Source organism: Actinoallomurus rhizosphaericola (assembly GCF_024055675.1).
Taxonomy (GTDB): Bacteria; Actinomycetota; Actinomycetes; order Streptosporangiales; family Streptosporangiaceae; genus Actinoallomurus; species Actinoallomurus soli.
In genome coordinates this window covers 22752-46272 of the sequence record NZ_JAMXMW010000022.1, presented here as the reverse complement: position 1 = coordinate 46272, position 23521 = coordinate 22752, and the positions used below count along the sequence as shown (strand labels likewise).

At 71.6% G+C, this 23521-nt stretch carries 19 protein-coding genes and 1 riboswitch; of the genes, 10 read left to right on the top strand and 9 right to left on the bottom strand.

Annotated features, from left to right (window positions below; all coding sequences use genetic code 11):
* Positions 1-11 precede the first annotated feature (11 nt).
* Together NE234_RS36345 and cobN are read left to right on the top strand one after the other, a co-directional pair.
* Positions 12-1238, top strand: coding sequence for an MFS transporter (locus NE234_RS36345; RefSeq protein ID WP_252785490.1), 1227 nt, complete (start codon positions 12-14; stop codon positions 1236-1238).
* Positions 1239-1282: 44 nt separating this feature from the next.
* Positions 1283-1448: riboswitch (cobalamin riboswitch) on the top strand.
* Between the two features lie 41 nt (positions 1449-1489).
* On the top strand, positions 1490-5215 hold the full coding sequence (gene cobN / locus NE234_RS36340; RefSeq protein WP_252785489.1) for a cobaltochelatase subunit CobN: 3726 nt from the start codon (positions 1490-1492) through the stop codon (positions 5213-5215).
* Positions 5216-5266: 51 nt separating this feature from the next.
* Here the strand turns inward: cobN and NE234_RS36335 are convergent, their stop codons facing one another.
* Positions 5267-6145, bottom strand: a complete 879-nt coding sequence (locus NE234_RS36335) for an NAD(P)H-binding protein (RefSeq protein WP_252785488.1) — start codon at positions 6143-6145, stop codon at positions 5267-5269.
* A gap of 395 nt (positions 6146-6540) precedes the next feature.
* Here NE234_RS36335 and NE234_RS36330 point away from each other — a divergent pair, with 395 nt between their 5' ends.
* From NE234_RS36330 to NE234_RS36320, 3 genes are read left to right on the top strand one after another with little or no spacing between them, the layout of a single operon-like run.
* Entirely contained in the window at positions 6541-7845 is a 1305-nt protein-coding gene (locus NE234_RS36330; RefSeq protein WP_252785487.1) for an ABC transporter substrate-binding protein, read from the top strand.
* On the top strand, positions 7845-8795 hold the full coding sequence (locus NE234_RS36325; RefSeq protein ID WP_252785486.1) for a carbohydrate ABC transporter permease: 951 nt from the start codon (positions 7845-7847) through the stop codon (positions 8793-8795). Before NE234_RS36330 ends, NE234_RS36325 begins: the two co-directional genes overlap by 1 nt.
* A gap of 1 nt (position 8796) precedes the next feature.
* A complete protein-coding gene (locus tag NE234_RS36320) occupies positions 8797-9678 on the top strand; it encodes a carbohydrate ABC transporter permease (protein ID WP_252785485.1) in 882 nt (293 codons plus the stop codon).
* A gap of 105 nt (positions 9679-9783) precedes the next feature.
* Here the strand turns inward: NE234_RS36320 and NE234_RS36315 are convergent, their stop codons facing one another.
* From NE234_RS36315 to NE234_RS36305, 3 genes are all read right to left on the bottom strand, one after another.
* Positions 9784-10548 (bottom strand): DeoR/GlpR family DNA-binding transcription regulator, encoded by a 765-nt coding sequence (locus NE234_RS36315; protein WP_252785484.1) that lies wholly within the window; start codon positions 10546-10548, stop codon positions 9784-9786.
* A gap of 97 nt (positions 10549-10645) precedes the next feature.
* A complete protein-coding gene (melA, locus tag NE234_RS36310; RefSeq protein WP_252785483.1) occupies positions 10646-11977 on the bottom strand; it encodes an alpha-glucosidase/alpha-galactosidase in 1332 nt (443 codons plus the stop codon).
* 92 nt (positions 11978-12069) lie between these two features.
* The gene (locus NE234_RS36305) at positions 12070-12924 is read right to left on the bottom strand and encodes an endo alpha-1,4 polygalactosaminidase (RefSeq protein ID WP_252785482.1); all 855 of its coding nucleotides are present in this window, start codon (positions 12922-12924) and stop codon (positions 12070-12072) included.
* Positions 12925-13221: 297 nt separating this feature from the next.
* Here NE234_RS36305 and NE234_RS36300 point away from each other — a divergent pair, with 297 nt between their 5' ends.
* A complete protein-coding gene (locus NE234_RS36300) occupies positions 13222-14148 on the top strand; it encodes an alpha/beta hydrolase (RefSeq protein ID WP_252785481.1) in 927 nt (308 codons plus the stop codon).
* Positions 14149-14175: 27 nt separating this feature from the next.
* Here the strand turns inward: NE234_RS36300 and NE234_RS36295 are convergent, their stop codons facing one another.
* On the bottom strand, positions 14176-15003 hold the full coding sequence (locus NE234_RS36295; RefSeq protein ID WP_252785480.1) for a UTRA domain-containing protein: 828 nt from the start codon (positions 15001-15003) through the stop codon (positions 14176-14178).
* Between the two features lie 235 nt (positions 15004-15238).
* Between NE234_RS36295 and NE234_RS36290 the strand changes: the two genes are divergently transcribed.
* On the top strand, positions 15239-15607 hold the full coding sequence (locus NE234_RS36290; protein ID WP_252785479.1) for an ATP-binding protein: 369 nt from the start codon (positions 15239-15241) through the stop codon (positions 15605-15607).
* A 10-nt stretch (positions 15608-15617) separates the two neighbouring features.
* Here the strand turns inward: NE234_RS36290 and NE234_RS45620 are convergent, their stop codons facing one another.
* Complete coding sequence (locus NE234_RS45620; RefSeq protein WP_308206968.1) at positions 15618-16061, bottom strand: hypothetical protein; 444 nt, start codon at positions 16059-16061, stop codon at positions 15618-15620.
* 126 nt (positions 16062-16187) lie between these two features.
* Positions 16188-17144: a quinone oxidoreductase family protein gene (locus NE234_RS36280; RefSeq protein ID WP_252785478.1), complete on the bottom strand. Its 957-nt coding sequence runs from the start codon at positions 17142-17144 to the stop codon at positions 16188-16190.
* 134 nt (positions 17145-17278) lie between these two features.
* On the opposite strand from NE234_RS36280, the gene NE234_RS36275 reads away from it, so the two are divergent.
* Complete coding sequence (locus tag NE234_RS36275; RefSeq protein ID WP_252785477.1) at positions 17279-19285, top strand: HelD family protein; 2007 nt, start codon at positions 17279-17281, stop codon at positions 19283-19285.
* Between the two features lie 149 nt (positions 19286-19434).
* Here the strand turns inward: NE234_RS36275 and NE234_RS36270 are convergent, their stop codons facing one another.
* The gene (locus NE234_RS36270; protein WP_252785476.1) at positions 19435-20079 is read right to left on the bottom strand and encodes a TetR/AcrR family transcriptional regulator; all 645 of its coding nucleotides are present in this window, start codon (positions 20077-20079) and stop codon (positions 19435-19437) included.
* A gap of 131 nt (positions 20080-20210) precedes the next feature.
* Here NE234_RS36270 and NE234_RS36265 point away from each other — a divergent pair, with 131 nt between their 5' ends.
* Both NE234_RS36265 and NE234_RS36260 read left to right on the top strand, forming a co-directional pair.
* Complete coding sequence (locus NE234_RS36265) at positions 20211-21797, top strand: MFS transporter (protein WP_406567115.1); 1587 nt, start codon at positions 20211-20213, stop codon at positions 21795-21797.
* 229 nt (positions 21798-22026) lie between these two features.
* On the top strand, positions 22027-22995 hold the full coding sequence (locus NE234_RS36260) for an aldo/keto reductase (protein WP_252785474.1): 969 nt from the start codon (positions 22027-22029) through the stop codon (positions 22993-22995).
* Between the two features lie 14 nt (positions 22996-23009).
* Here the strand turns inward: NE234_RS36260 and NE234_RS36255 are convergent, their stop codons facing one another.
* Positions 23010-23516 carry an Lrp/AsnC family transcriptional regulator gene (locus NE234_RS36255; protein ID WP_252785473.1) on the bottom strand — a complete coding sequence of 169 codons (507 nt, stop codon included), beginning with the start codon at positions 23514-23516 and terminating at the stop codon, positions 23010-23012.
* Positions 23517-23521: the final 5 nt, after the last annotated feature.

The window sequence follows — 23521 nt, the reverse complement described above, 5'->3', positions numbered from 1 at the left end:
GAGGAGACCTCATGCCCATCGCGCTGCTCGCCCTGGCGATCGGCGGCTTCGGCATCGGAACGACCGAGTTCGTCATCAGTGGCCTGCTGCCGGACCTGTCCGCCGACCTGCACGTCTCCATCCCCACCGCCGGGCTCCTGGTGTCCGGGTACGCGTTCGGCGTCGTCGTCGGAGCGCCGTTGCTGACCGCGCTCGGGTCCAGGATCTCCCGCAAGACCATGCTGGTGTCCCTGATGGCGCTGTTCACCGTGGGCAACCTCCTGTGCGCGGTCGCGCCCACGTACGGCGTGCTCATGGTGGCCCGGCTCGTGACGGCGTTCGCCCACGGCGCCTACTTCGGCATCGGCTCCGTCGTCGCCGCCGACCTCGTACGGCCCGAGAAGCGTGCCGGGGCCATCGCGATGATGTTCACCGGCCTGACCGTGGCCAACGTGCTCGGCGTTCCGGGCGGCACCGCGCTGGGGCAGGCCCTCGGCTGGCGGTCCACGTTCTGGGTCGTCGCCGCGATCGGCCTGGTCGCCCTCGCGGGCATCGCCACCCTCGTCCCGGCTCGGCCGCGGCCGTCCGCCGACACCGGCCTCCGCGGCGAACTGTCGGTCTTCCGGCACGGCCAGGTCTGGCTCGCCCTCGCCATGACCGCCCTCGGCTGGGCCCCGGTCTTCACCGTCATCACCTACGTCGCGCCGCTCGCCACCCGCGTCACCGGGTTCTCCTCCGGGGCGGTGCCGATCCTCATGGTGCTGTTCGGCGTCGGCATGGTGGCCGGCAACGCGCTGGGCGGCAGGCTCGCCGACCGCGCGCTCATGCCCAGCCTGTACGGGATCCTCGCCGCCGTCATCGCGGTGTCGCTTCTCCTCTTCTTCGTCGTGCACGGCAAGGTCGCGGTGGTCGTCGTGATGCTGCTGCTCGGAGTGGTCGGCAGCGCGACGATCGCGCCGCTGCAGACCCGGGTGCTGGACAAGGCGGCGGGCGCGCCGACGATGGCGTCCGCGGCCAACATCGCGGCGTTCAACCTCGGCAACACGGTCGGGCCGTTCCTCGGCGGGCTGGCCATCGACGCCGGTCTGGGCTACGCCTCGACGACCTGGATCGCCGCGCTCATCGGCGCCGCCGGCCTGGCGGTCGCGCTGGTCTCCGGTGCCCTCGACCGGCGCGCCCCCGAGCGGGCCGTCGGCGCGTACGCCGGCATCACCGCCGAGGGTCTTCGTCCCTCCGAGCTCGAACATCCTCGGCGCTGACGCCTCGCGCGCCGCGGCGGTGCGCCCGCCGGGGCGCGCTCGTAGACTGATCGCTCGACGGCGAGGGAAGGAACCCGGTGCGAGTCCGGGGCTGTCCCGCAACTGTGACCAGGTAGCGAGCCCGCACGTACGGCCACGGCGATGAGCTGGAAGGCCGCGGGGGAGCGGTGACCTGGAAGTCAGGAGACTTCCCGCCGTCGCCGACCTTTCACCCGAGCCGGGGCGAGGACCCCCGAGGGAAGGAACGACACGTGCGTGTCCTGCTGCTCTCCACCGCCGACACCGAACTCCTGTCCGCGCGCTCGGCGGACGCCGGTTACGTGACGGGCAACCCGTCGCGTCTCGACGTCGCCGACCTGGACGCGCTGTGCGCGGGCGTCGACGCCGTCGTGGTCCGGCTGCTCGGCGGCCTGAAGACCTGGCGGGAGGGGATCGAGGACCTGCGCGGCCGGGACGTGCCGCTCATCGCGCTCGGCGGGGAGGCCGCCCCGGACGCGGAGCTGATGGCGCTGTCGACGGTGCCCGCCGGCGTCGCCGCCGAGGCGCTGGCGTACCTCCGCGAGGGCGGCGTGGACAACCTGCGGGAGCTGGCCCGCTTCCTGTCCGACACCCTGCTGCTGACCGGCGAGGGGTTCGAGGCGCCGCGGGAGATGCCCGCGTACGGCCTGCACCGGACCGGGGAGCCGAAGGACGGTCGGCCGACCGTCGGCGTCGTCTTCTACCGGGCGCACGAGCTGTCCGGGAACACCGCGTTCGTCGACACGCTGTGCGAACGGATCGAAGAGCTCGGCGCGAACGCGCTGCCCGTCTTCTGCGGCTCGCTGCGCTCCGCCGACGAAGGGCTGATGGAGCTGCTGGGGCGGGCCGATTCGCTGGTCGTGACCGTCCTCGCCGCCGGGGGAGCGGCGAGCCGACGAGCGAGCGGAGTGGTCGGCGAGGAACGAGCCGGCCGCGGAGCGAGTGAGGAGGGGAGCCCGACCCGGAAGCACCTCGCGGTGGCGGCGGACGCCTCGGCGGGGGGTGACGAGGACGCCTGGGACGCCGGGGCGCTCGCCGCGCTCGACGTGCCGGTCGTCCAGGGGCTGTGCCTGACGACGTCCCGCGCGACCTGGGAGGCGTCGGACGCCGCGCTGTCCCCGATGGACGCCGCGATGCAGGTCGCGATCCCCGAGTTCGACGGCCGGCTGATCTCGGTGCCGTTCTCCTTCAAGGAGGACGGGCCGGACGGCATCCCCGTGTACGCCGCCGACCCGGAGCGGGCCGCGCGGGTCGCCGGGATCGCCGTGCGCCAGGCCCGGCTCCGGCACACGCCGGTCGCCGAGCGCCGGCTCGCGGTCGTGCTGTCGTCGTACCCGACCAAGCACTCCCGTGTCGGCAACGCCGTCGGGCTGGACACGCCCGCCTCGGCGGTCCGCCTGCTCGGGGCGCTGCGCGAGGCGGGCTACGACGTCGGCGAGTACCCCGAGGACGGCGACGAGCTCATCCACGCGCTGATCGCGGCGGGTGGGCACGACGTCGAGTGGCTGACCGAGGATCAGCTCCGCGCCGCGCCCGCGCGGGTGACGCTGAAGGACTACGAGCGGTGGTTCACCGCGCTGCCGGAGCCGCTGCGCGAGCGGATGCGGGAGCACTGGGGCGAGCCGCCCGGCGAGCTGTACACCGATGGCGACGACATCGTTCTCGCGTCGCTGCGGTTCGGGAACGTCGTGCTGATGATCCAGCCGCCGCGCGGGTTCGGGGAGAACCCGGTGGCGATCTACCACGACCCCGACCTGCCGCCCTCCCACCACTATCTGGCGGCGTACCGCTGGCTGGACGAGGTGTTCGGCGCGGACGCCGTGGTCCACCTCGGCAAGCACGGCACGCTCGAGTGGCTGCCCGGCAAGGGCCTCGGCCTCTCCGCCGAGTGCGCCCCGGACGCGGTCCTCGGCGACCTGCCGCTGGTCTACCCGTTCATCGTCAACGACCCGGGCGAGGGCACGCAGGCCAAGCGGCGCGGCCACGCCGTCATCGTCGATCACCTGGTGCCGCCGATGGCGCGCGCGGAGACGTACGGCGACCTGGCCAAGCTCGAACAGCTCCTCGACGAGTACGCCACCGTGCAGGCGCTCGACCCGGCGAAGCTGCCGACCGTGCGCGCCCAGATCTGGACGCTCGTGCAGGCCGCCCAGCTCCACCACGACCTGCACGTCACCGACGAGCCGGGCGAGGCCGACTTCGACGACTTCGTCCTGCACATCGACGGGTACCTCTGCGAGGTCAAGGACGTGCAGATCCGCGACGGCCTGCACATCCTCGGGCAGGCGCCGGAGGCCGGGCAGCGGGTGAACCTCGTGCTCGCCGTGCTGCGCGCCGCGCAGGTGTGGGCGGGCCGGGCCGGGGCGCTGCCCGGGCTGCGCGCCGCGATCGCGGCGGCGTACGGGCTGGACGAGCGGGAGCTGCTCGCCGTCCCCGGCGCGCGGGTCGAGGCCACGGCGCTGACCGAGGTCGTCGACGGCCCCGCCCGTACGGCATCGGACGTCGTGGACCTGCTGGAGGCGGTCGCGCGCCGGCTCGTCGTCGGCATGGAGACGCTCGGCTGGGACGCCTCCCGCGCGGCGGCGGTCTGCGCCGAGGTGCTCGGCCGCGAGGTGCCCGAGGTCGTGACGCTGCTGGAGTTCGGCGCGCGGGAGGTCGTGCCGCGGCTGGACGCGACGTCGGGGGAGCTCGACGCGGTCCTGCACGCGCTCGGCGGCGGGTACGTCCCCGCCGGGCCGTCCGGGTCGCCGACCCGCGGGCTGGTCAACGTGCTGCCGACCGGCCGCAACTTCTACTCCGTCGACCCGAAGGCCATCCCGTCGCGTACGTCGTGGGACGTCGGGGTGTCCCTCGCCGAGTCGCTGATCCGGCGGCACCTGGACGACACCGGCGAGTACCCGCGCAGCGTCGGCCTCACGGTGTGGGGCACCTCCGCGATGCGCACGCAGGGCGACGACATCGCCGAGGTGCTCGCGCTGATTGGCGTCCGCCCGGTCTGGGACGAGGCGTCCCGCCGCGTCACGGGGTTCGAGATCATCCCGCGCGAGGAGCTGGGCCGGCCGCGCGTCGACGTCACGCTGCGGATCTCCGGCTTCTTCCGGGACGCGTTCCCGCACGTCATCGCGCTGGTGGACGACGCGATCGGCGCGGTCGCGGAACTCGACGAGGCCGGCAACCACGTACGCGCGCACGCGCTGGAGGACCTGGCCGGGCACGGCGACTGGCGGCGCGCGACGAGCCGCATCTTCGGGTCCAAGCCCGGGGCGTACGGCGCGGGCCTGCTGCCGCTGATCGACGCCCGCAACTGGCGGGACGACCGGGACCTCGCCGAGGTGTACGCCGTGTGGGGCGGCTACGCGTACGGGCGCGGCCTGGACGGGCGGGAGGCGCGGACCGACATGGAGGCGGCGTTCCGCCGGATCTCGGTCGCGGCCAAGAACCAGGACACCCGTGAGCACGACATCATGGACTCCGACGACTACTTCCAGTACCACGGCGGCATGGTCGCCATGGTCCGGTCGCTGACGGGGCGCAACCCCGCGGCGTACGTCGGCGACTCGGCGCTGCCGGACCAGGTCAGGACGCGGACGCTCGGGGAGGAGACGCACCGGGTGTTCCGCGCCCGCGTCGTGAACCCGCGCTGGATCGCCGCGATGCGCCGACACGGCTACAAGGGCGCGTTCGAGCTCGCCGCCACCGTCGACTACCTGTTCGGGTACGACGCGACGGCCGGGGTCGTGGACGACTGGATGTACGAGAAGCTCGCCCAGGAGTACGTCTTCGACGCGGAGAACCGCGCGTTCATGGAGCAGTCCAACCCCTGGGCGCTGCGCGGCATCACCGAACGCCTCCTGGAGGCCGCCGACCGCCGCCTGTGGGCCGAACCCGACCCGCAGACGCTGGACCGGCTGCGCCGGACCTACCTCGACCTGGAGGGCGACCTGGAGGGCGGCGAGTAGGCGAGGCCGGCGGCCGGCGCGGCCGGCGCGGCCGGCGGCGGCGGCGGCCGATCAGGCCAGGACGGCGGGCTTGAGCACCTCCTCGCACCACTGACGGAAACCGGTCGGGGCGGGTGAGGTCACGGCCCGCTGTTCGGCGTCGTAGATGCCGTCGCTCTGGGCGATGGCCATGTCGACCAGGCCCTGCGCCCAGGCGTCGCTCATCCCGTACCGCGTCATCGTCGCCTTGTACGCCTCGGGGTCGGCCTGCTGGAAGCGGACCGGGCGCTCCAGGACCTCGGTCAGGATCTGGGCCATGGCGTCGGGGGACAGCGAATCGGGGCCGATCACCGGGACGGTGTCCTGCCCGGACCAGGAGTCGTCGGCCAGGAGGCGGGCCGCGGTCGCGGCGATGTCGCGGGTGGCGACGGTCGCCAGCGGGCGGTCCGCCTGGTTCGGCATGGAGAAGATCCCCTGCGTCCTGATCGCTTCGACTTGGTGGAGGAGGTTCTCCATGAAGAACGGCATGGCGAGGGCCCGGTAGCCGACCCCGGTGCTCTCGATCAGGTCGTCCATCGCGAACGCGGGCGACAGCAGCCCGGCGTGCCTGCCGTAGCCGCGGCCCAGGCTGGTGACTCCCACGACGCGCTCGACGCCCTGAGCCTTGATGGCGTCACAGGCCGGGCGGGTGAAACCGAGGTAGTGCTCCCGGATGTCATCGGCGCGCGAGTTCGGGGGGACGAGCCACAGGACGCTGTCGGCGCCCTTGAACGCTTCGGCGAGCACCTCGCGGTCGCTGTGGGAGCCCTGGACGACCTCGGCGCGGTCACGGGTGCGCGGGGCGATCCGGCCGGGATCGCGGGCGATCACCCGGACGGGCCGGCCGCCGTCGAGCAGCGTGTCGAGGACCTGACGGCAGATCTCGCCGGTGGGAGCGGTAATGACGATCACGGGAACCTCCGGGAGCGATGGCGATCCGGCGCGGTGTGCCGACGGGGTCTCCCGTCGTCGGACGCACCGTTTCCGATGTTAATGCGTTCACCATATCAGTGATTCCAGCAGTGCTAACACTGACTCGTTATCGGTGGAAACCGTTCGTCCTGTGCACCGCCGTCGCTCGGGCGCCGGCGTCTCGCCGCGCCGGAGGGGGCCGCGTCCGCAGAGGTCTCGGCGGGCTGTGACCGTCGATGATCGACCACTGTTCGGTTGCGGCAATGTGACGGTGTTATTCGCAGAACGCCTTGAAGACGTGATTGATTCTGATCTAAAGTCCCATGCACTGCTCGCAAACGAGCATCGATTCTGACTGAAGCGCACGCGCGGGCGGCCCAACCAGGGAGTTATCTATGACGCGCGCAAGATCACGTCTGCTCGGCCGTACGGCCGGTACGCGACTCATGGCCATGGCCACCACGCTCGCTCTCGGGGCCGTGGCGGCCTGCTCCGGAGGAGGATCCGGATCCTCACACGGCGCGACGATCTTTTGGCACGGCTACACGGGGCAGGAGGCGAAGGAGATCGCCGCGCTCGGCCAGGAGTGGAACCAGGCCCACCCCGGCCAGAAGGTGAACGTCACCTTCGCCGGCAGCAACGACGACGCACTGAAGAAGACGCTCGGCGCGTTCGTGTCCGGCAAGGCGCCGGGCGTGGCGTACGAGTTCGGCTCGTCGATCACGACACTGGCCAAGCGGCCCCAGACCCAGGACCTCACGTCGCTGGTGAAGAGCGCCCCCGAGTTCAAGTGGGACGACTTCTTCCCGGCCGCCCGGCAGGCGGCCACGACGCCGGACGGCAAGGTCTACGGCGTTCCGGCGCTGGTGGACAACCTGGCGCTGGTCTACAACAAGAAGATGTTCGACGCGGCCGGGCTGTCGTACCCGACGCCGTCCTGGACCTGGACCGACTTCCAGAACGCCGCGCGCCGGCTGACCGACGCCGGTAAGAAGCAGTACGGCTGGGCCTACGTCAACGACGGCACCGAGGACACCGTCTGGCGGTTCCTCGCGCTGCTGTGGCAGGCGGGCGGCGACCTGCTCACCCCGGACGGCAAGAAGGCCGCGTTCGACTCGCCGGCCGGCCTGGCCGCCATGCAGCTCCTGCACGACATGTCCGTGACCGACCACTCGGTCTACCTCGACGGCGGCGACCAGCAGTACCTCAACCTCTTCAACTCCGGGAAGATCGGGATGATGTGGACGGGGCCCTGGGACCTGTCCTCCATCACCAAGGACGTGCCGTACGGCGTCCAGATCCTGCCCGGCAAGGTCACCCACGCGACGATCGCCGGCCCGGACGTCTACATGCTGTTCAACAAGTCCGACCGCGCGACCGCCTGGGCCTTCCTGCAGTGGCTGACCTCCCCGGAGGTCCACCTGCGCTTCGCCACCGCCACCGGCGACCTGCCGCTGCGGCAGTCGGAGACCCAGCTCCCGGGCTACCAGCAGTTCCTGAAGAAGTACCCCGGGGACAAGGTGTTCGTCGACAACCTGGCGAAGAACGCCACGAAGTCGCGGCCGAACATCCCGGAGTACTCCAAGATCTCCCAGGCCCTCGGCCTGGCGGTGCAGGCGGTGCTGCTCGGCAAGGCACAGCCCCAAGCCGCCCTGGACCAGGCGCGTGACGAGGTCAACAGCGTCATGGCGGGCGCGTAATGGCGGTCGTGGCGGCCGACCGGGCCGCGTCCGAACGCCGGCGCGGCCACCGGACCCACCGGCCCGGCCCCCGGATGCGCCGGGCCGACCACGTCGCCGGCTGGGCCTTCGTGTCCCCGGCCGTGCTCCTCATCGGGCTGTTCGGCCTGGTCCCGGTCGTCTGGTCGCTGCTGCTCTCCTTCCAGCAGACCGACCTCACGTCGCCGGGCACGTGGACCGGCGCCTCGAACTACCAGAAGATGGTGCACGATCCGGTCTTCTGGCAGGCGGCCCGGCAGACCCTGGTCTACTGCGTGCTGTTCGTGCCGATCACGATGCTGCTGGCCATCCCCATCGCCGTGCTGCTCAACCAGAAGGTGCGCGGCATGCTGTTCTACCGGATGGCGGTCTACGTCCCGCTGGTGACCTCGACGGTCGCCACCGGCGTGATCTTCAGCTGGCTCCTCAACCCGCAGTTCGGCCTGGTGAACGCCGCGCTGGGCAAGGTCGGCCTGCCGCAGCAGGGGTTCTTCCAGAGCACGGGCGAGGCGCTGCCCGCGGTCGTGATGATGACCGTCTGGGGCTGGCTCGGCTTCGCCGTGATCATCTATCTGTCGGCCCTGCAGAACGTCCCGCGCGAGCTCATGGAGGCCGCGGCCCTGGACGGCTGCGGCCGGGTGAAGGCGTTCTGGAAGGTCGAGTTGCCGCTCCTCGCGCCGGCCTCGTCCTTCCTCCTCGTCTGGCTGACGATCAACGCGCTCCAGCTGTTCGACGAGGTCTACGTGACCACGAAGGGCGGCCCCCTGCACGCCAGCACGGTCCTCGTCTACTACCTGTACCAGCAGGCGTTCGTGAACTTCGACGGCGGCTACGCCGCCGCGATCGGCAGCGCGCTGTTCCTGGTGATCCTGGCCGTGACCATGGTCCAGCTCTGGCTGAGCCGCCGGGCCTCCCACTACGAGGTGAACTGACATGGCCGACACGGCGCTCACGCGGTCGATGGGACGCGCCCGTACGGCGGAGCGGGAGCGCCCGCCGCACCGGCGGTCCCGCCGGCCCAGCCCCCTGCACCTGATCCTCATCCCGCTGTCGGCGGTGATGCTCGCCCCGCTCATCTGGATGGTGCTGCTGTCGATCTCCACCGAGGCGGAGACGCGGCGGTTCCCGCCGGGGCTGCCGCACGGGATCCACTGGCAGAACTACACCGACGCCTGGAGCCAGGGGCCGTTCGGGCACTGGCTGCTGAACAGCGCGATCGTGTCGGTCGCCTGCGTCGTCGGCAATCTGGTGCTGTGCTCACTGGCCGGCTACGCCTTCGCCCGGATCCCGTTCCTCGGCAACCGGGTGCTGTTCGTCGTGGTCCTCGCCACGCTGATGGTGCCGTTCCAGATCGTCATGCTGCCCACCCTCATCGTGATGCAGCACCTGCACCTGACCGACACGCTCGGGGCGCTGATCGCGCCGAACCTCGCCACGCCCTTCGGGGTGTTCCTGATGCGGCAGTTCTTCACCACCGTGCCGAAGGAACTGGAGGAGGCCGCCCGCATCGACGGCGCCGGACGGCTGCGGACGCTCGCGAGCGTCCTGCTCCCGCTCATGGGCCCGACGCTCGCCACGCTCTCGGTGCTGACGTTCCTCAACGTCTGGAACGACTTCCTGTGGCCGCTCATCGCCGTGCAGAGCCCGGGGAACATGACGATCCAGCTCGGCCTGCAGAACTTCCAGGGCCAGCACTTCACGAACTGGCCCGTGCTGATGGCCGGCACCGTCACCAGTCAGATCCCGGTGCTCGTCCTGTTCGTCATCGCGCAGCGCTTCTTCGTCCGCTCCATCGCCTCGTCCGGGCTCAAGTGACCCGGTGCGCCGTGGCCCCGGCCGGAACGCCGGCCGGGGCCACGGCGTCCGGTGTCAGCGGATGGCGACCTCCGGCCGGCTGAAGGCGGTGGCCTTCGTCCGGCGTCAGACGATGGTGACCTCGACGCCCGCCGCGCGGAGCCGGTCCAGCTCGGCCGCGTCGGCGCCGGAGTCGGTGACCAGCATGGTGATCTCGTCGATGCCCGCGATGCGGGAGAAGGCGCGCTTGCCGACCTTCGAGCCGTCGGTCAGCACGACGACCTGATCCGCGGTGCGCAGGAAGCTGCGATCGGTCTGCGCCTCGACGTCGTCGTGGGTGCTGATGCCCCGGCTCGCCTCGATGCCGTCCACGCCGATGAAGGCGATGTCCAGGTTGATCCCGGCCAGGGCCTGCTCGGCGAGCGGGCCGACCAGCTCGTACGACGCCGAGCGCACGCTGCCGCCGGTCACCACGAGGTCGACGGCGGGGCGTACGGACAGCTCCCCGGCGATGTTCAGCGCGTTCGTGATCACCTTGAGCGGACGGGCCGACGCGCCGAGGATCCGCGCCAGCTCCGTCGTCGTCGTGCCGCCGCCCAGGCCGACCGAGTGCACCGCGTCGGTCACCAGCCGCGCCGCGGCCTGCGCGATGCGCAGTTTCTCCTCGTGGTGGCGGCCCGAGCGGTAGCGGATCGGCAGCTCGTACAGGACCTCGGCCGAGACCGCGCCGCCGTGGGTGCGCTTGAGCAGTTGCTGCTCTTCGAGAACGCGCAGGTCCCGGCGGACGGAGGCGGGGGACGCGCCCAGCTCGCCGGTGAGGTCGGCCACGGAGACGGAGCCGTCGCGGGCCAGCCGGTCGAGGATCAGACCGAGACGCTCCTCTTGACGCATTCGATCACTATAAGGCGATCGCGGCCGCGCGGGAACGATTAATTCCGGGGGTTATCGCTCACGGTGTTGCTCGGTTGGCCCCGCCTCCGTGCAGCCGTCACCGAGAGCCGGGGGAGAGCCGTCCTCGCAGGGCCGGGGGCAGGGCGTCGCCGTGCGCGGCCACCATCGCGTCGCACAGCTCCCAGATCTGGTCGACGGTGAGCGCGGCCGCGGTGGCCGGGTCGGACATCGCCGCGTGCCGGATGTGCCGCGGGTCGCCCTCGACGGCGGCGGCGACGACCAGCTCGACGACGTTGAGGAAGCTCCGGTTCAGCGCGGCCAGCTGCGGCGGCAGCGCCCCCACCGCGTGCGGATGGACGCCGAGCCGGTCGACGGTCGCCGGGACCTCCACGCCCGCGCCCGCCGGCAGGTTGGTGATCAGGCCGGTGTTGGCGGTGGTGACCTGGATCGAGCGCAGGGCGCCGGTGACGAGGCTGTGGATCACCTGCGGGGCGTACTCGGTCGCGTCCTCCTCCTCGCGGGGCTCCGGGTCCAGCCCGGCCGCCAGGCTCTCCCGGATCGACTCGTACTCGGCGACGTTGCCCGCGCTGATCCCGAGGTAGTCGCCGACCGGGATGCGCAGCCGCTCGATCTCGGCGGGATGCCGCAGGTAGAAGGGGACGTACTCGGAAGAGTGCTCGCTGGTCTCGGTCGGGTAGTAGCCGAGCCGCCGGTACATGTCCACGCGCACCCGGCGGCGCAGCTCCGGGTCGCGCTCGATCGCCGCGTCCAGCGCCGGGTACAGGTCGCGGCCCTGGTGCTGCCAGCGCAGGATCCACGCCTGGTGGTTGACCCCGGCGGAGAGGAAGTCGACCTCCTCGTGCGGCACGCCGACGATGTCGGACAGCCCGCGGACGGTCCAGTAGACGGAGTGGCAGAGACCGGCGGCCTTGAGCCGCGGCGCCACCGTGGCCAGGTACTGCAGGTTCATGGCCATCGGATTGGTGTAGTTCAGCAGCCACGCGTCGGGGCACACGGCGGCCATGTCGGCGGCCAGCCCCTCCAGCAGCGGGAACGTCCGCAGGGCGCGGAAGATCCCGCCGATGCCCAGCGTGTCGCCGATCGTCTGCCGGAGCCCGAAGCGTTCCGGGACCTCGAAGTCGATCGTCGTGGCGCGGTGACCGCCGACCGCGACCATGTTCACCACGACGTCGCTGCCGTCCAGGGCCGCCCTGCGGTCGAGCTCCGCGACGATCTCCGGCTTGGCGCCGAACCGCTCCGCGGTGCGCCGGGCGAGCGCCTCGGCGACCGACAGCCGCTCGGGGTCGATGTCGTGCAGCGCGAGTCGTACGTCCGCGAGCTCGGGGAAGGACAGGATGTCGCGCAGGAGCTGCTGGGTGAACTCGACGGAACCGGCGCCGATGAAAGCGATACGGATGGACGGGGACATACAGGGTGAACCTTCCACTTACGGGGGTGGCCGGCGGCGGCCCCGCACCTCGTGACCGCCGCCGGCCGGTACAGCCGGATGAACAGGGTGGGTCAGACGCCCCGGCAGGGGACGCGGTAGGCGGTGAGGTCGAGGTCCTTCTTCAGTGAGTTGAAGTTCTGCGCGTTGGCCTTGCTGCAGAACTTCGACGTGGCCAGGGAGTACTCCACGTTGAACACGGCCTTGCCGGCGGCCACGTACTTGTCATAGCCGTAGCCGGTCTGCGCGGTCGTGCACTCGTTGTTCGCCCAGCACTCCTCGTTCAGCGCCCAGTCGAAGTACGGCTGGAGCGTCTTGAGCTGGGGGATGTCGTTCTTCAGGCCGGCGGAGAGCCCGCGCTTGTGCGCCTCGTTCGCCAGCCAGGTGTTGAAGTTCAGCTGGTCGTTGGCGGTCATCGGGAAGCCGGGGTCGTTGTCGTACCCGTCGACGTTGTCGAACTCGATCGCGTCGAAGCCCTTCGCCTTGCACATGTCCATGCGCTTGGTCAGGATCGTGCCGAGCTTCCCGGTGTACTGCCGGACGTCCAGCCAGCGCTCACCGGCCCAGCCGTCGACGTCGTTGCCGAGCACGCTGCTCGGGAAGTCGCCGGCGTCGGGCCGCCAGTTCTCGTACGTGCCGGCGCTGATGTAGCAGACGACCTTCCGGCCGGACTTGGTCGAGTGGAGGTTCGACACGTCGGCGGCGGTGGCCTCGAACCCGTCGATGTCGTACATCGCGACGTCCAGGTACGGCGCGGACGGGACGGTCTTCAGCTGCCACTGCCAGCTGGTGTTCAGGGCGGGCTTCCAGCAGCCGCTGCAGGAGACGGGGTCGGGCAGGGTCGCCGCGCCGGCCGGGACGGCCAGGCCGAGGCAGGCGACGAGTGCCGCGCTGAGGGCGGCGACGACGAGACGTGCTCTTTCGCGCATGGGCGCTCCTCGTGAGTTCGAAGAAACACGGGGCGGCATGCGTGCTGTTCCGCACTCCCCGTACGCGCCGGCCCCGGAGTCTCCGCGGCGGCCGGGGTGGCGTCGCCCATAGGGATCGGCAGGACTGACGCCAGCACGCGAAAGAGCTCTCCTTCCGTCGGCCAGGACCGAGGATTGCTCATTCGTGCTCTCTTTGCAAGGCTTCGGTGCAGAAACGAGCAGATTCCTGGTGGTATGAGCTTTCGTGAGGGGTTCGGCCGTGGCGCGTGCCGGAGCGCGGCCCTACGCTGTCCCGCCATGGGACAGGATGTGCTCGGGGTGGACTATGAGGCGATCCGGCTGACGCTGGACGACGACGCGGAGGGCGAGGTGGTCGCCACGCTCGTCCGGCGGCCCTGTCCCGGCAGCCGGAAGGCCGTGCTCTACATCCACGGGTTCACCGACTACTTCTTCCAGACGCACCTCGCCGACTTCTACGTCGAGCGGGGGTACTCCTTCCACGCCCTGGACCTGCGCAAGTACGGCCGCTCACTGCTGGACCACCAGACGCCGAACTTCGCCCACAGCATGTCCGACTACTTTCCGGAGATCGACGAGGCGGTCCGCCTCATCCGCGAGGACCATGACACGCTGCTGGTGAACGGCCACTCGACGGGCGGGCTGGTCTCCGCCCTGTGGGCCGATCGCGTCCGCGGCCGTGGACTGGTCGACGGCCTGTTCCTCAACAGCCCGTTCCTGGAGCTGAACGTCCCCGCCGGGCTCCGCCGTACGCTCACGCCCGTCGTCCGCGTCCTGGCGAAGGGCCGCCCGAAGATGGCCATCCCGGCGGGCGTCAGCCGGTCCTACGTTCACAGCATCCACCGCGACCACGACGGGGAGTGGGACTTCGACCTGACCTGGAAGCCCGCCGAGGGCTTCGGCGTGCGGGCCGGCTGGCTGTCGGCGATCATCAAGGCGCAGCGGCAGGTCAAGGCGGGGCTCGCCATCGACGTGCCGGTCCTCGTGATGGCCTCCACGACGACCGTACGCGGCAGGAACGGCGACTTCTCCACCGGCGACGGCGTGCTGAACGCCGACGACATCGCCCGCTGGTCGACGCGCCTCGGGCGGCACGTCACGTGCGTGCGCGTCGAGAGCGGGCTGCACGACCTGGTGCTGTCCGCCGCGCCCGTACGGGCGAAGGTCTTCGAGGAGCTCGACCGCTGGCTGACGGCCTACCTTTGACCGGCCACGGTGGACGGGCCGGGATCTTCAGAACCGGTCGCACCCGCCCGCCTGGCTGACGGAGAACACGTGGCGCGTCGCGGCGCAGACGGTCTCCAGCACGTGGATCGGCGTGTCCTCGGTGGAGTAGGAGGCACGGAGGACCTGCACGACCCAGTCGCCCGGATCGAGGCGGAGCAGGTCGGTCTCCGGCCCCGTCGCCGGCCGGGCCATCAGCGTCTCCTCCGCGTGCCCGAACGCGTGACCGTGGGCGGTGATCGCCTCGTGCAGGGTGGGCGCGAGCAGCTCGGGCTCCATGACGGGGGTCTCCGCGAACAGGTCGACGCGGAGGTACGAGACGGCGACCCGGACGGGGACGTCGTCGGCGAGCACCAGGCGGCGGCGCGCGATGACGTCCTCGCCGGGCCGTACGCGCAGGCAGGTCGCGATGTGCTCGCGGGCGGGCTCCCGGCCGACGTCGAGGAGGCGCAGTTCGGAGCGGATGTCCTCCCGCTCGGCCGTGCTGACGAACCTCCACCCGGCCCCGTACGGCGACGGCTCCGTCGGCAGCTCCCGCCGCACCACGAGCGGAGGCATCCGCTCGCCGAACGGGGGAACCCGCTCGGCGGGCGGCTCGGGCACCGGCGCGGTGGTGCCCCTGCGCATCTGCGAGATCCGGCCGGGGGAGACTCCGAGCGTGCTGGCGATCTCCTCGAGGCGATGGCCGCTCTCCCGCGCCTCGGCGATCGCCTGTCGGCGCATCCGGGCCGCCTCCTCGACCAGCGCCTGCTGCTCCGCCATGACCGCGCCGAGGACGCGGGCGCGCTGGATCGGATCGGCCAGCGCGGCGATCTCTCGTAGTCTGCTGCTGATCACGGCGTCGCGGCTCCGCTCTTTCCGAGGAGCTTCCACCTCGCTATTGCGCGATTACGCAAAGTGGCCGTAAGCTCACACTCTATCTCGTTTAGGCCCCCTAAAGGCCGCCGCTGAGAGGGCTCCGATCCATGCGCGTTCGTCTCGATCACCCTGCCCATCTTGCTACAGGGGAGGCCCGCCATGGTGGCGATACCGGCAAGTTCGCCACATTCCGTCACGCTCCGGTGACACCCTGATGGGCCGGTCGGTACTCGGGGCGATCACCGTCCCCGGCCGTCCGGGGGAGGTGGCGACGGCGCGGCGTTTCGTCGCCAAGGCGCTCTCCGGCCGTCCGGACGCGGACACCGCCGTGCTGCTGACCAGCGAGGCCGTCACCAACTCCGTGGTCCACACCGACAGCACCATGGTGACCGTGGTCGTGTTCGAGACGTCCACCGGCGTGCGGATCGAGGTCACCGACGAGGGCGGTGACACCCTCCCGACGATGTACGACGGCTACGAGCTGCGCGAGGGCAGGCGCGGCGTCTTCCTCATCGAGGAGCTGTCCGCGGACTACGGCATCCGCAGGCACGAGGACGGCCTGACCTTCTGGTTCGAGCTCTGACCGTCGCGCGTCAGCGGATCGCCGACAGGCCGAAGTCGTCGAACAGCACCTGGACGTCCCCGGCGCTTCCACCGTTCTCCTGCACGGCGACCAGGCCGGACGTGCCGTTGGCCAGCGGGCCGTCATGGTCGGACGTGTCGGCGGCGAGGGTGCCGTTCAGCCACAGGCGCAGCCGGATCCCGCCGTCCCGCTCCTCGCACGCGGCCTGGACGCGGTTCCGCCTCCCCTTCACCCGGCGGGCGGACTCGACCTCCCGCCGGAACCGGTCCCGGAACATCTCGTCGTCGGCCAGGTCCGGGCTGATGACCTTCACCGCGACGCGCTCTCCGCGCGCGCTCTCGCCGAGGTGGACGATGCCCATGCCGCCCCGGCCGATCCGGCCGACGATCCGGTAGTCGCCGAGCCGGGGCGGGTCCTCGGGCCGCAGCCGGTCGATCGCGCTCGTTCCCGTCACGACGGCCCGCCCCTCCTGTCGCTCGATGAGCGATAAGACTAACGGGCGGACCGTGCGGTTCCGGATCTACGGGACGAGCGGCGCTCGCCGGTCGTGTCCGCGGTGGAAGCGGCTCGCCGGCCGTGTCTACGGGATGAGCAGCAGCTTGCCGGTCGTGCGGCGCGCCTCGAGGTCCTCGTGGGCCCGGCCGGTGTCGGCGAGGGGGTACCGCCCGCCGACGTGGACCGACAGCTCCCCGGAGGCGATCCAGCCGAACAGGTCGTCGGCCCGCCACAGGAGCTCCTCGCGGGTGGCGACGTAGTCCCCCAGCGTCGGCCGCGTCAGGAAGAGCGAACCGCCCGAATTCAGCCGCTGCGGGTCGAGCGGGGGCACCGGCCCGCTGGCGGCGCCGTACAGCGCGAGCAGGCCGCGCCGCCGCAGGGAGGCGAGGCTGCCGTCGAAGGTGGTCTTGCCGACGCCGTCGTACACGACCGGCACGCCGCCGGTGCGCCGGCGGACCTCGTCGGCGAAGCCGTCGTAGCGGAGCACCTCGTCGGCGCCGGCGTCACGGGCGAGCTTCTCCTTCTCGTCGGTGGAGACGGTGCCGATGACCCGGCCGCCGCGCAGCTTGATCATCTGGGTGAGCAGCAGCCCCATGCCGCCGGCGGCGGCGTGCACGAGCGCGGTGTCCCCGGGCTTGATCTCGTACGTCGAGTGCGTCAGGTAGTGGGCGGTCAGGCCCTGCAGCAGCACCGCGGCGGCCAGGTCGGGCGCCACGCCGTCGGGCACCGGGACGACCCGGTCGGCCGGCGCGACCGCGCGTTCGGCGTACGCTCCCCTGAACTCGGCACTGGCCACGACGTCGCCGACCCGCACGTCGGTCACCCCGTCGCCGACCGCCGTGACGCGGCCCGCGCCCTCGGCGCCGGGAACGGCGGGGAGCTCCTTCGGATAGACGCCCTGACGCTCGTAGACGTCGCGGAAGTTGACGCCGGCGGCGGCGAGTTCGACGGCGACCTCGCCCGGGCCCGGCTGCGGGTCCGGCGCGTCGGTGAGCCGCAGGACGTCCGGCCCGCCGTGCTCGGTCATTTGGATCGCGCGCATGGTGACCTCCCTAAGGTTCGATTCTCGTCGAACACTAGCGCGCCCGCCGGGACACGGAAAAACAGGCTGAGGCGAGCGCGCTCACGTACTAAGTTCGGAACTTCGCGCTTCCCGACGACCGAAAGGCCTTTGTCATGCCCACACGAGAGGCGGAGGACACCGAACCCGAGATATCCGCCGAACGCGCGCATCTCGCCCACTCCCGCGAAGCCCTGCGCCGGATGCGGGAGAACGTCCTGTCCCTGGACGCCTCGGCCGCCGGCGACTGGGTCTCGGCCAAAGTGCTCGGCGCCGACCTCGCCAAGCGCGCCGAGGCCCTGCGGGACGACCCGACGACGGCCCTGTTCTTCGGGCGCCTCGACCATCCGGACGAACGGCTGTACGTCGGCCGGCGCCACGTCCACGACGACGGCGGCCGGGCCCTGGTCATCGACTGGCGGGCGCCGATGGCGCGGCCCTTCTACAAGGCGAGCACCGCCGACCCGATGGGCCTCGTCCTGCGCCGCCGCTTCGGGTACTCCGGCGGCGAGCTGACCGCGTTCGAGGACGAGGACTTCTCCGCGCCCGTGGAGTCGCGGCTGCTGATCGAGGAGATCGAGCGGCCCCGCGTCGGCCCGATGCGCGATATCGTCGCCACGATCCAGCCCGAACAGGACGACATCGTCCGCGCCGACGCCGACCACACGCTGTGCGTCCAGGGCGCGCCGGGCACCGGAAAGACCGCCGTCGGCCTGCACCGGGTCGCCTACCTGCTGTACGCCCACCGCGAGCGGATGCGCCGGGGCGGCGTCCTCGTCATCGGCCCGAGCGCGTCCTTCCTCGACTACATCCGCGGCGTGCTGCCGGCCCTCGGCGAGGTGAACGTCGAGCAGCGCACCCTCGACCAGGTGGTGGCCACCGTGCCGGTGACGGCCCGCGACGAGCCCGCGGCCGGGCGGATCAAGGGCGACGCCCGGATGGCGGAGGTGCTGCGCCGCGCGGTCTGGAGTCACCTGCGCGAGCCGTCCGAGGCGCTCGTCGTGCCGCGCGGAACTCGCCGCTGGCGCATCCCGGCGTACGAGATCACCGAGCTGGCCGAGGCCCTCCGCGACCGCGGCGTCCGGTACGGCGCCGGCCGCGACCTCCTCGGGCACCGGATCGCGCACGCCGTCCTGCTGCGGATGGAGACGGCGGGGGAGGCGTGCGACGACCGGACCCACGAGGCGGTCCGCCGGACCCGCCCGGTCAAGGCGGTGGTCGACCACGTCTGGCCGGCCCTGGACCCGGTGCGCGTCGTGATGCGCCTGCTGTCCGACGCCGAGTTCCTCGCCCAGGCCGCCGACGGCCTCCTCGACCCGGCCGAGCAGGCGGCGCTGCTGTGGGACCGGCCGCCGAGGGGCCCGAAGTCGGCCCGCTGGACGCCCTCCGACGCCGTCCTCGTCGACGAGGCCGCCGACCTGATCAGCCGTACCTCGAGCCTCAGTCACGTCGTCCTCGACGAGGCCCAGGACCTGTCGGCCATGCAGTGCCGCGCGGTCGGCCGGCGCTGCGAGACGGGATCGGTCACGGTGCTCGGGGACATCGCCCAGGGGACCACGCCGTGGGCGGTCGGCGACTGGTCGGCGCTCCTGCGGCACCTCGGCAAGCCGGACGCGGACCTGACCGTGCTCGACCGCGGCTACCGCGTACCACGTCAGATCATCGACTTCGCGAGCCGGCTGCTCCCGCACATCGCGCCGGAGCTGACGCCGCCGACGTCCGTACGCTCCGCGCCGGGTTCCCTGCGGGTCACCCCGGTCGCCGACCTGTTCGCCGCGGTGGAGGACGCCTGCCGCGAGGCGCTGACCGGCGAGGGGTCGGTCGGCCTGATCGCCGCCGAGGCCGCCGTGGCGGGGCTGGGCGAGCACCTGACCGCACGCGGGCTGGAGCACGTGCGGCTCGCGGACGGCATGGCGGGGGCGCGGCTCGTCCTCACTCCGGCGACGCAGGCCAAGGGCCTGGAGTTCGACCAGGTCATCGTCGTCGAGCCGGCGGCGATCGTCGGGGCCGAGCCGGACGGCGAGCGCTCACCCGGGCTGCGCCGGCTGTACGTCGTCCTCACCCGCGCGGTCTCCCGGCTGACCGTCCTGCACGCCCGCGACCTGCCCGACCCGCTGCGCTGACCGGCGACCGGCCCGGACCGGTCGCGCCGTGCCGGGCACGGCGGGCCGGCCCGGGACCGGTCCGAACCGTCGCGCCGACCGGTGACCGGCGCGGGCCGTTGCGGTGACCGGCGACCTGTCCGGGCCGTCGCGCTGATCGGAGAGGGCGGTCAGGCGGCGGACCAGGCGCCGGGGAGCGTCTCGGCGGCGACGGCGAAGACCTCCTCGATGCGCGAGGCGACCTCGTCCGGCTGGAACAGCCCCTCGTGCGCGCACCCCTCGAACCCGAGCCGCATCACGGTCAGGAACGTCGCGGCGATCAGGGTCGGGCGCAGGTCGGTCGCGAGGTCGACGTTCATCCGCCGGGCGAGGATCGTGGCCAGCTCGTGCTCCAGCTCGCTGAAGTAACGCAGCTGCGCCACCTCCAGCGCGGGACTGTGCTCGATCACGTCGCGGATCTTGGCGAACCGGCCCGTGTGCTCCTCGTCGGCGGACCGCACGGAGTCCAGGACGTGGTGGATCGCGGCGGCGAGCGCGGTGATCGGAGGCTCGTCGCCGGGCCGGTCGATCAGGGTCGCCAGGAAGACCTGGTCGTACTCCTTCATGATCGCCAGGACCACGTCCTCCTTGCCGGCGAAGTACCTGAAGAATGTGCGTTGCGACACGTCGACCGCCGCCACGATCTCGTCGATGGTCGTCGCCTCGTACCCCTTGGCGAGGAACAGGTCCAGCGCCGCGTCGGTCAACGCCCAGCGTGTCCGCTGCTTCTTACGCTCTCGCAAGCCGGTGGTGCCCACACCCGAAGTCTCCACCATGTCACCTCCAGCTCACTCCTTGGTTCAGAGTGTGCCATAAGGCAGTGGGTGACTCTTAAAATGATTTGTCATCTGTCAGTGGCTGCCATAAGTTTGTGGTGCCATCGGCCACATGTACTAGGGGGAGTGAGATGTCGCGACCGGCCGTCCAGGAACGATTGCCCGCAGGAGCGGGTCCCAAGCGTCGCGGGATGGGGAACCCATGGCTGACGCTCGCCGCCGTGGCGCTCGGCGTCATCATGGTGACCCTCGACGGCACGGTCGTCGCGATCGCCAACCCCGCGATCTCCAAGGACCTCGGCGCGTCGCTGGCGGACCTGCAGTGGGTCACCAACGGCTACCTCCTCGCCCTCGCCGTCTCGCTGATCACCGCCGGCAAACTCGGTGACCGGTTCGGGCACAAGCCGGTGTTCCTGATCGGCGTCGCCGGCTTCGCGCTGTCCTCGGCGGGGATCGGCTTCTCCAAGGCGATCGGCATGGTGATCGCCCTGCGGGTCATCCAGGGCCTGTTCGGCGCGATGCTCCAGCCCACGGCGCTCGGCCTGCTGCGCGCGGCGTTCCCGGCCGAGCGCCTCAACATGGCGATCGGCCTGTGGGGCGCCTGCATCGCGGCCTCCACGGCCTCCGGCCCGATCGTGGGCGGCCTGCTCGTCCAGCACGTCAACTGGGAGTCGGTCTTCTTCATCAACGTGCCGGTCGGCATCGTGACGCTCATCGTGGGCAGCCTGTTCCTGCTCAACGCCCGCGGCGAGGCCAAGGGCGGCGGCTTCGACCTCCTCGGCATCGTCCTGCTGTCCGGGATGCTGTTCACCCTGGTCTGGGGCGTCATCAAGGCCCCGGCCTACGGCTGGGCCGACGTGAAGACCCTGGCGTTCTTCGGCGGCGCGATCGTGCTGCTCGTGCTGTTCGTCGTGCGCGAGCACCTGTCGCGGGATCCGCTGCTCCCGCTCACGCTGTTCCGCTCGGTGTCGCTGTCCGTGGGCGTCGTGCTGATGATGCTCATGGCGTTCGCGATGTTCGGCGCGATGTTCTTCCTGACCTTCTATCTGCAGAGCGTGCACGGCCTCTCGCCGGTGGACACCGGCGTACGGCTCCTGCCCATGATGCTCGCCATGATGGTGGCCTCCCCGGTCGCCGGTGGAGTGATCTCCAAGCTCGGGCCGCGCGCCCCCCTGGTCGTCGGCATGGCCCTCGCCGGAGTGGCCTTCCTCGGCATGTCGCGTCTCGGGGTGGACGCGAGCTTCGCGGGCATGGCGCCCTTGTTCGCGCTCATCGGCATCGGCCTGAGCCCGGTGATGGTCGCGGCCACCGACATCATCGTCGGCAACGCCCCCGTCGCGCTGTCGGGTGTCGCGGGCGGCCTGCAGCAGGTGGCCATGCAGGTCGGCGGCGCGCTCGGCACCTCCGTCCTCGGCGCCGTCCTGACCGCCAAGGTGGCCGGGGTCCTGCCCGGCCACATGAAGGACGCGGGCCTGCCGGCACCGACTCCGGCGCAGGTCGACCTGATGAAGGGCGCCATCTCCCAGGGCGTCGCGCCGGTCCCGAAGGGCACGCAGCCGCAGATCGCCGAGATGATCGTCAAGGCCAGCCACCTGTCGTTCATCGACGGCATGCACCTGGCCTTCGTCGTCAGCGCGGTGATGGCGTTCATCGCCGCCCTGCTGAGCCTCCTCGTCCGGGCGGGCCGCCAGGTCGAGGGCGCCGCGATGCACATCTGACCCTCGACATGCGCTCTTCGGAGCCTCCACGCCGTCGCCGTCGCCGTCTCGAACCCGGTGCTCCGGGCATCGCCCGGCAACGGCGGCGGCGAAGCCGTTCACGGCGGCACGCCGTCGAATCGCAGGCGCCGGCCGCGGTCGTCCTTGCTTTCGGGATTCCGGTAGGCCCCGGATCGCCGGACGATCTTCTCGTCGCCGGCGCCGGGCCGGCCGGACACGAGGTGGCGCTGTGGAGTACGTGCGGTTGGGCTCCTCCGGATTGAAGGTGTCGCGGATCTGCCTCGGGATGATGAGCTTCGGGGACCGTACGCGGCGTCGGTGGCACCTGGACGAGGAGGGCGCCGAGCCCATCGTGCGGCGGGCGGTCGAGGCCGGGGTGACGTTCTTCGACACCGCGGACATGTACGACCGGGGCGCGAGCGAGGTGGTGACGGGGCGGCTGCTCGCCCGGCTCTTCCCGCGCCGTACGGACTACGTGCTCGCCACCAAGGTGTACTTCCCGATGGGGCCCGGCCCGAACGACGGCGGCCTGTCGCGGGCTCACATCATGGCCGCGATCGACGCGTCGCTGACACGGCTGGGCACCGACCACGTCGACCTCTACCAGGTCCACCGCTGGGACGACGCGACGCCGATCGAGGAGACGATGGCGGCGCTGCACGACGTCGTACGTGCGGGGAAGGCGCGATACGTCGGCGCCTCCAGCATGTACGCGTGGCAGTTCGCCACGGCGCAGCACGTGGCGCCCACCCGGTTCGTGTCGATGCAGAACCACTACAACCTCGTCTACCGCGAGGAGGAGCGGGAGATGATCCCGCTCTGCCGCGATCAGGGCGTGGGCGTGCTGCCGTACAGCCCGCTCGCGCGCGGGCTGCTGGCCGGCGGCCGGGACCGGGACGGCGCCCGGCGGACCGTACGCGCCGGGGACGACCCGCTCGCCGAGGCGCACTACGAGGAGAGTGACTTCGACGTCGTGGACGCGGTGCGGAAGGTCGCGGCCGAGCGCGGCCTGCCCCCGGCGACGGTGGCGCTCGCCTGGCTGCTCGGCAGGCCCGGCGTGACCGCTCCGATCGTCGGCGCGACCAGGGCCGGTCACGTCGACGACGCGGTGGCGGCGGTGGACGTGACGCTGAGCGAGGAGGAGAAGGCCCGCCTGGAGGCGCCCTACCGGCCCCACCGGGTGATCGGCCACTCCTGACCGCCACCGCCCGGTCAGCCGTCGCCGGGCGGGGCGGCGTGGTCGAGGGGCAGGGGGCGCCGGGAGACGACGGCGGCGTGGACGAGAGACGTCGTGGTCCGCCCGTACGGGGCGAACCGGTCGAGGATGGGCTCCAGGTGCTCGACGGAGCGCAGGTGCGCGGTGAAGTAGAAGCAGTCGTCGCCGGTGATCCGGTGGCACTCGACGATCTCCGGTATCTCCTCGGCGATCTTGGCGATCCGCGGCAGCTCCCGGACGGCCGGGTTGATCCGGACCATGACCGTGACCGGGAAGCCGAGGGCGCGCGGATCGACCTCGGCGCGGTAGCCGGTGATCACACCGGCCGCCTCCAGCCGCTGCACCCGATCGGCCACCGCGGGCGCCGAGAGACTGACCCTGCGGCCCAGCTCGGCGATGCTCAGGCGCCCGTCGGTCTGCAGTTCGGCGAGGATTCGAAGGTCGATCCGATCGAGCTCTTTGGCTTCATAGGCCCGCTCGGGTCGGGGCCTCCGGTTCGCCATACCGT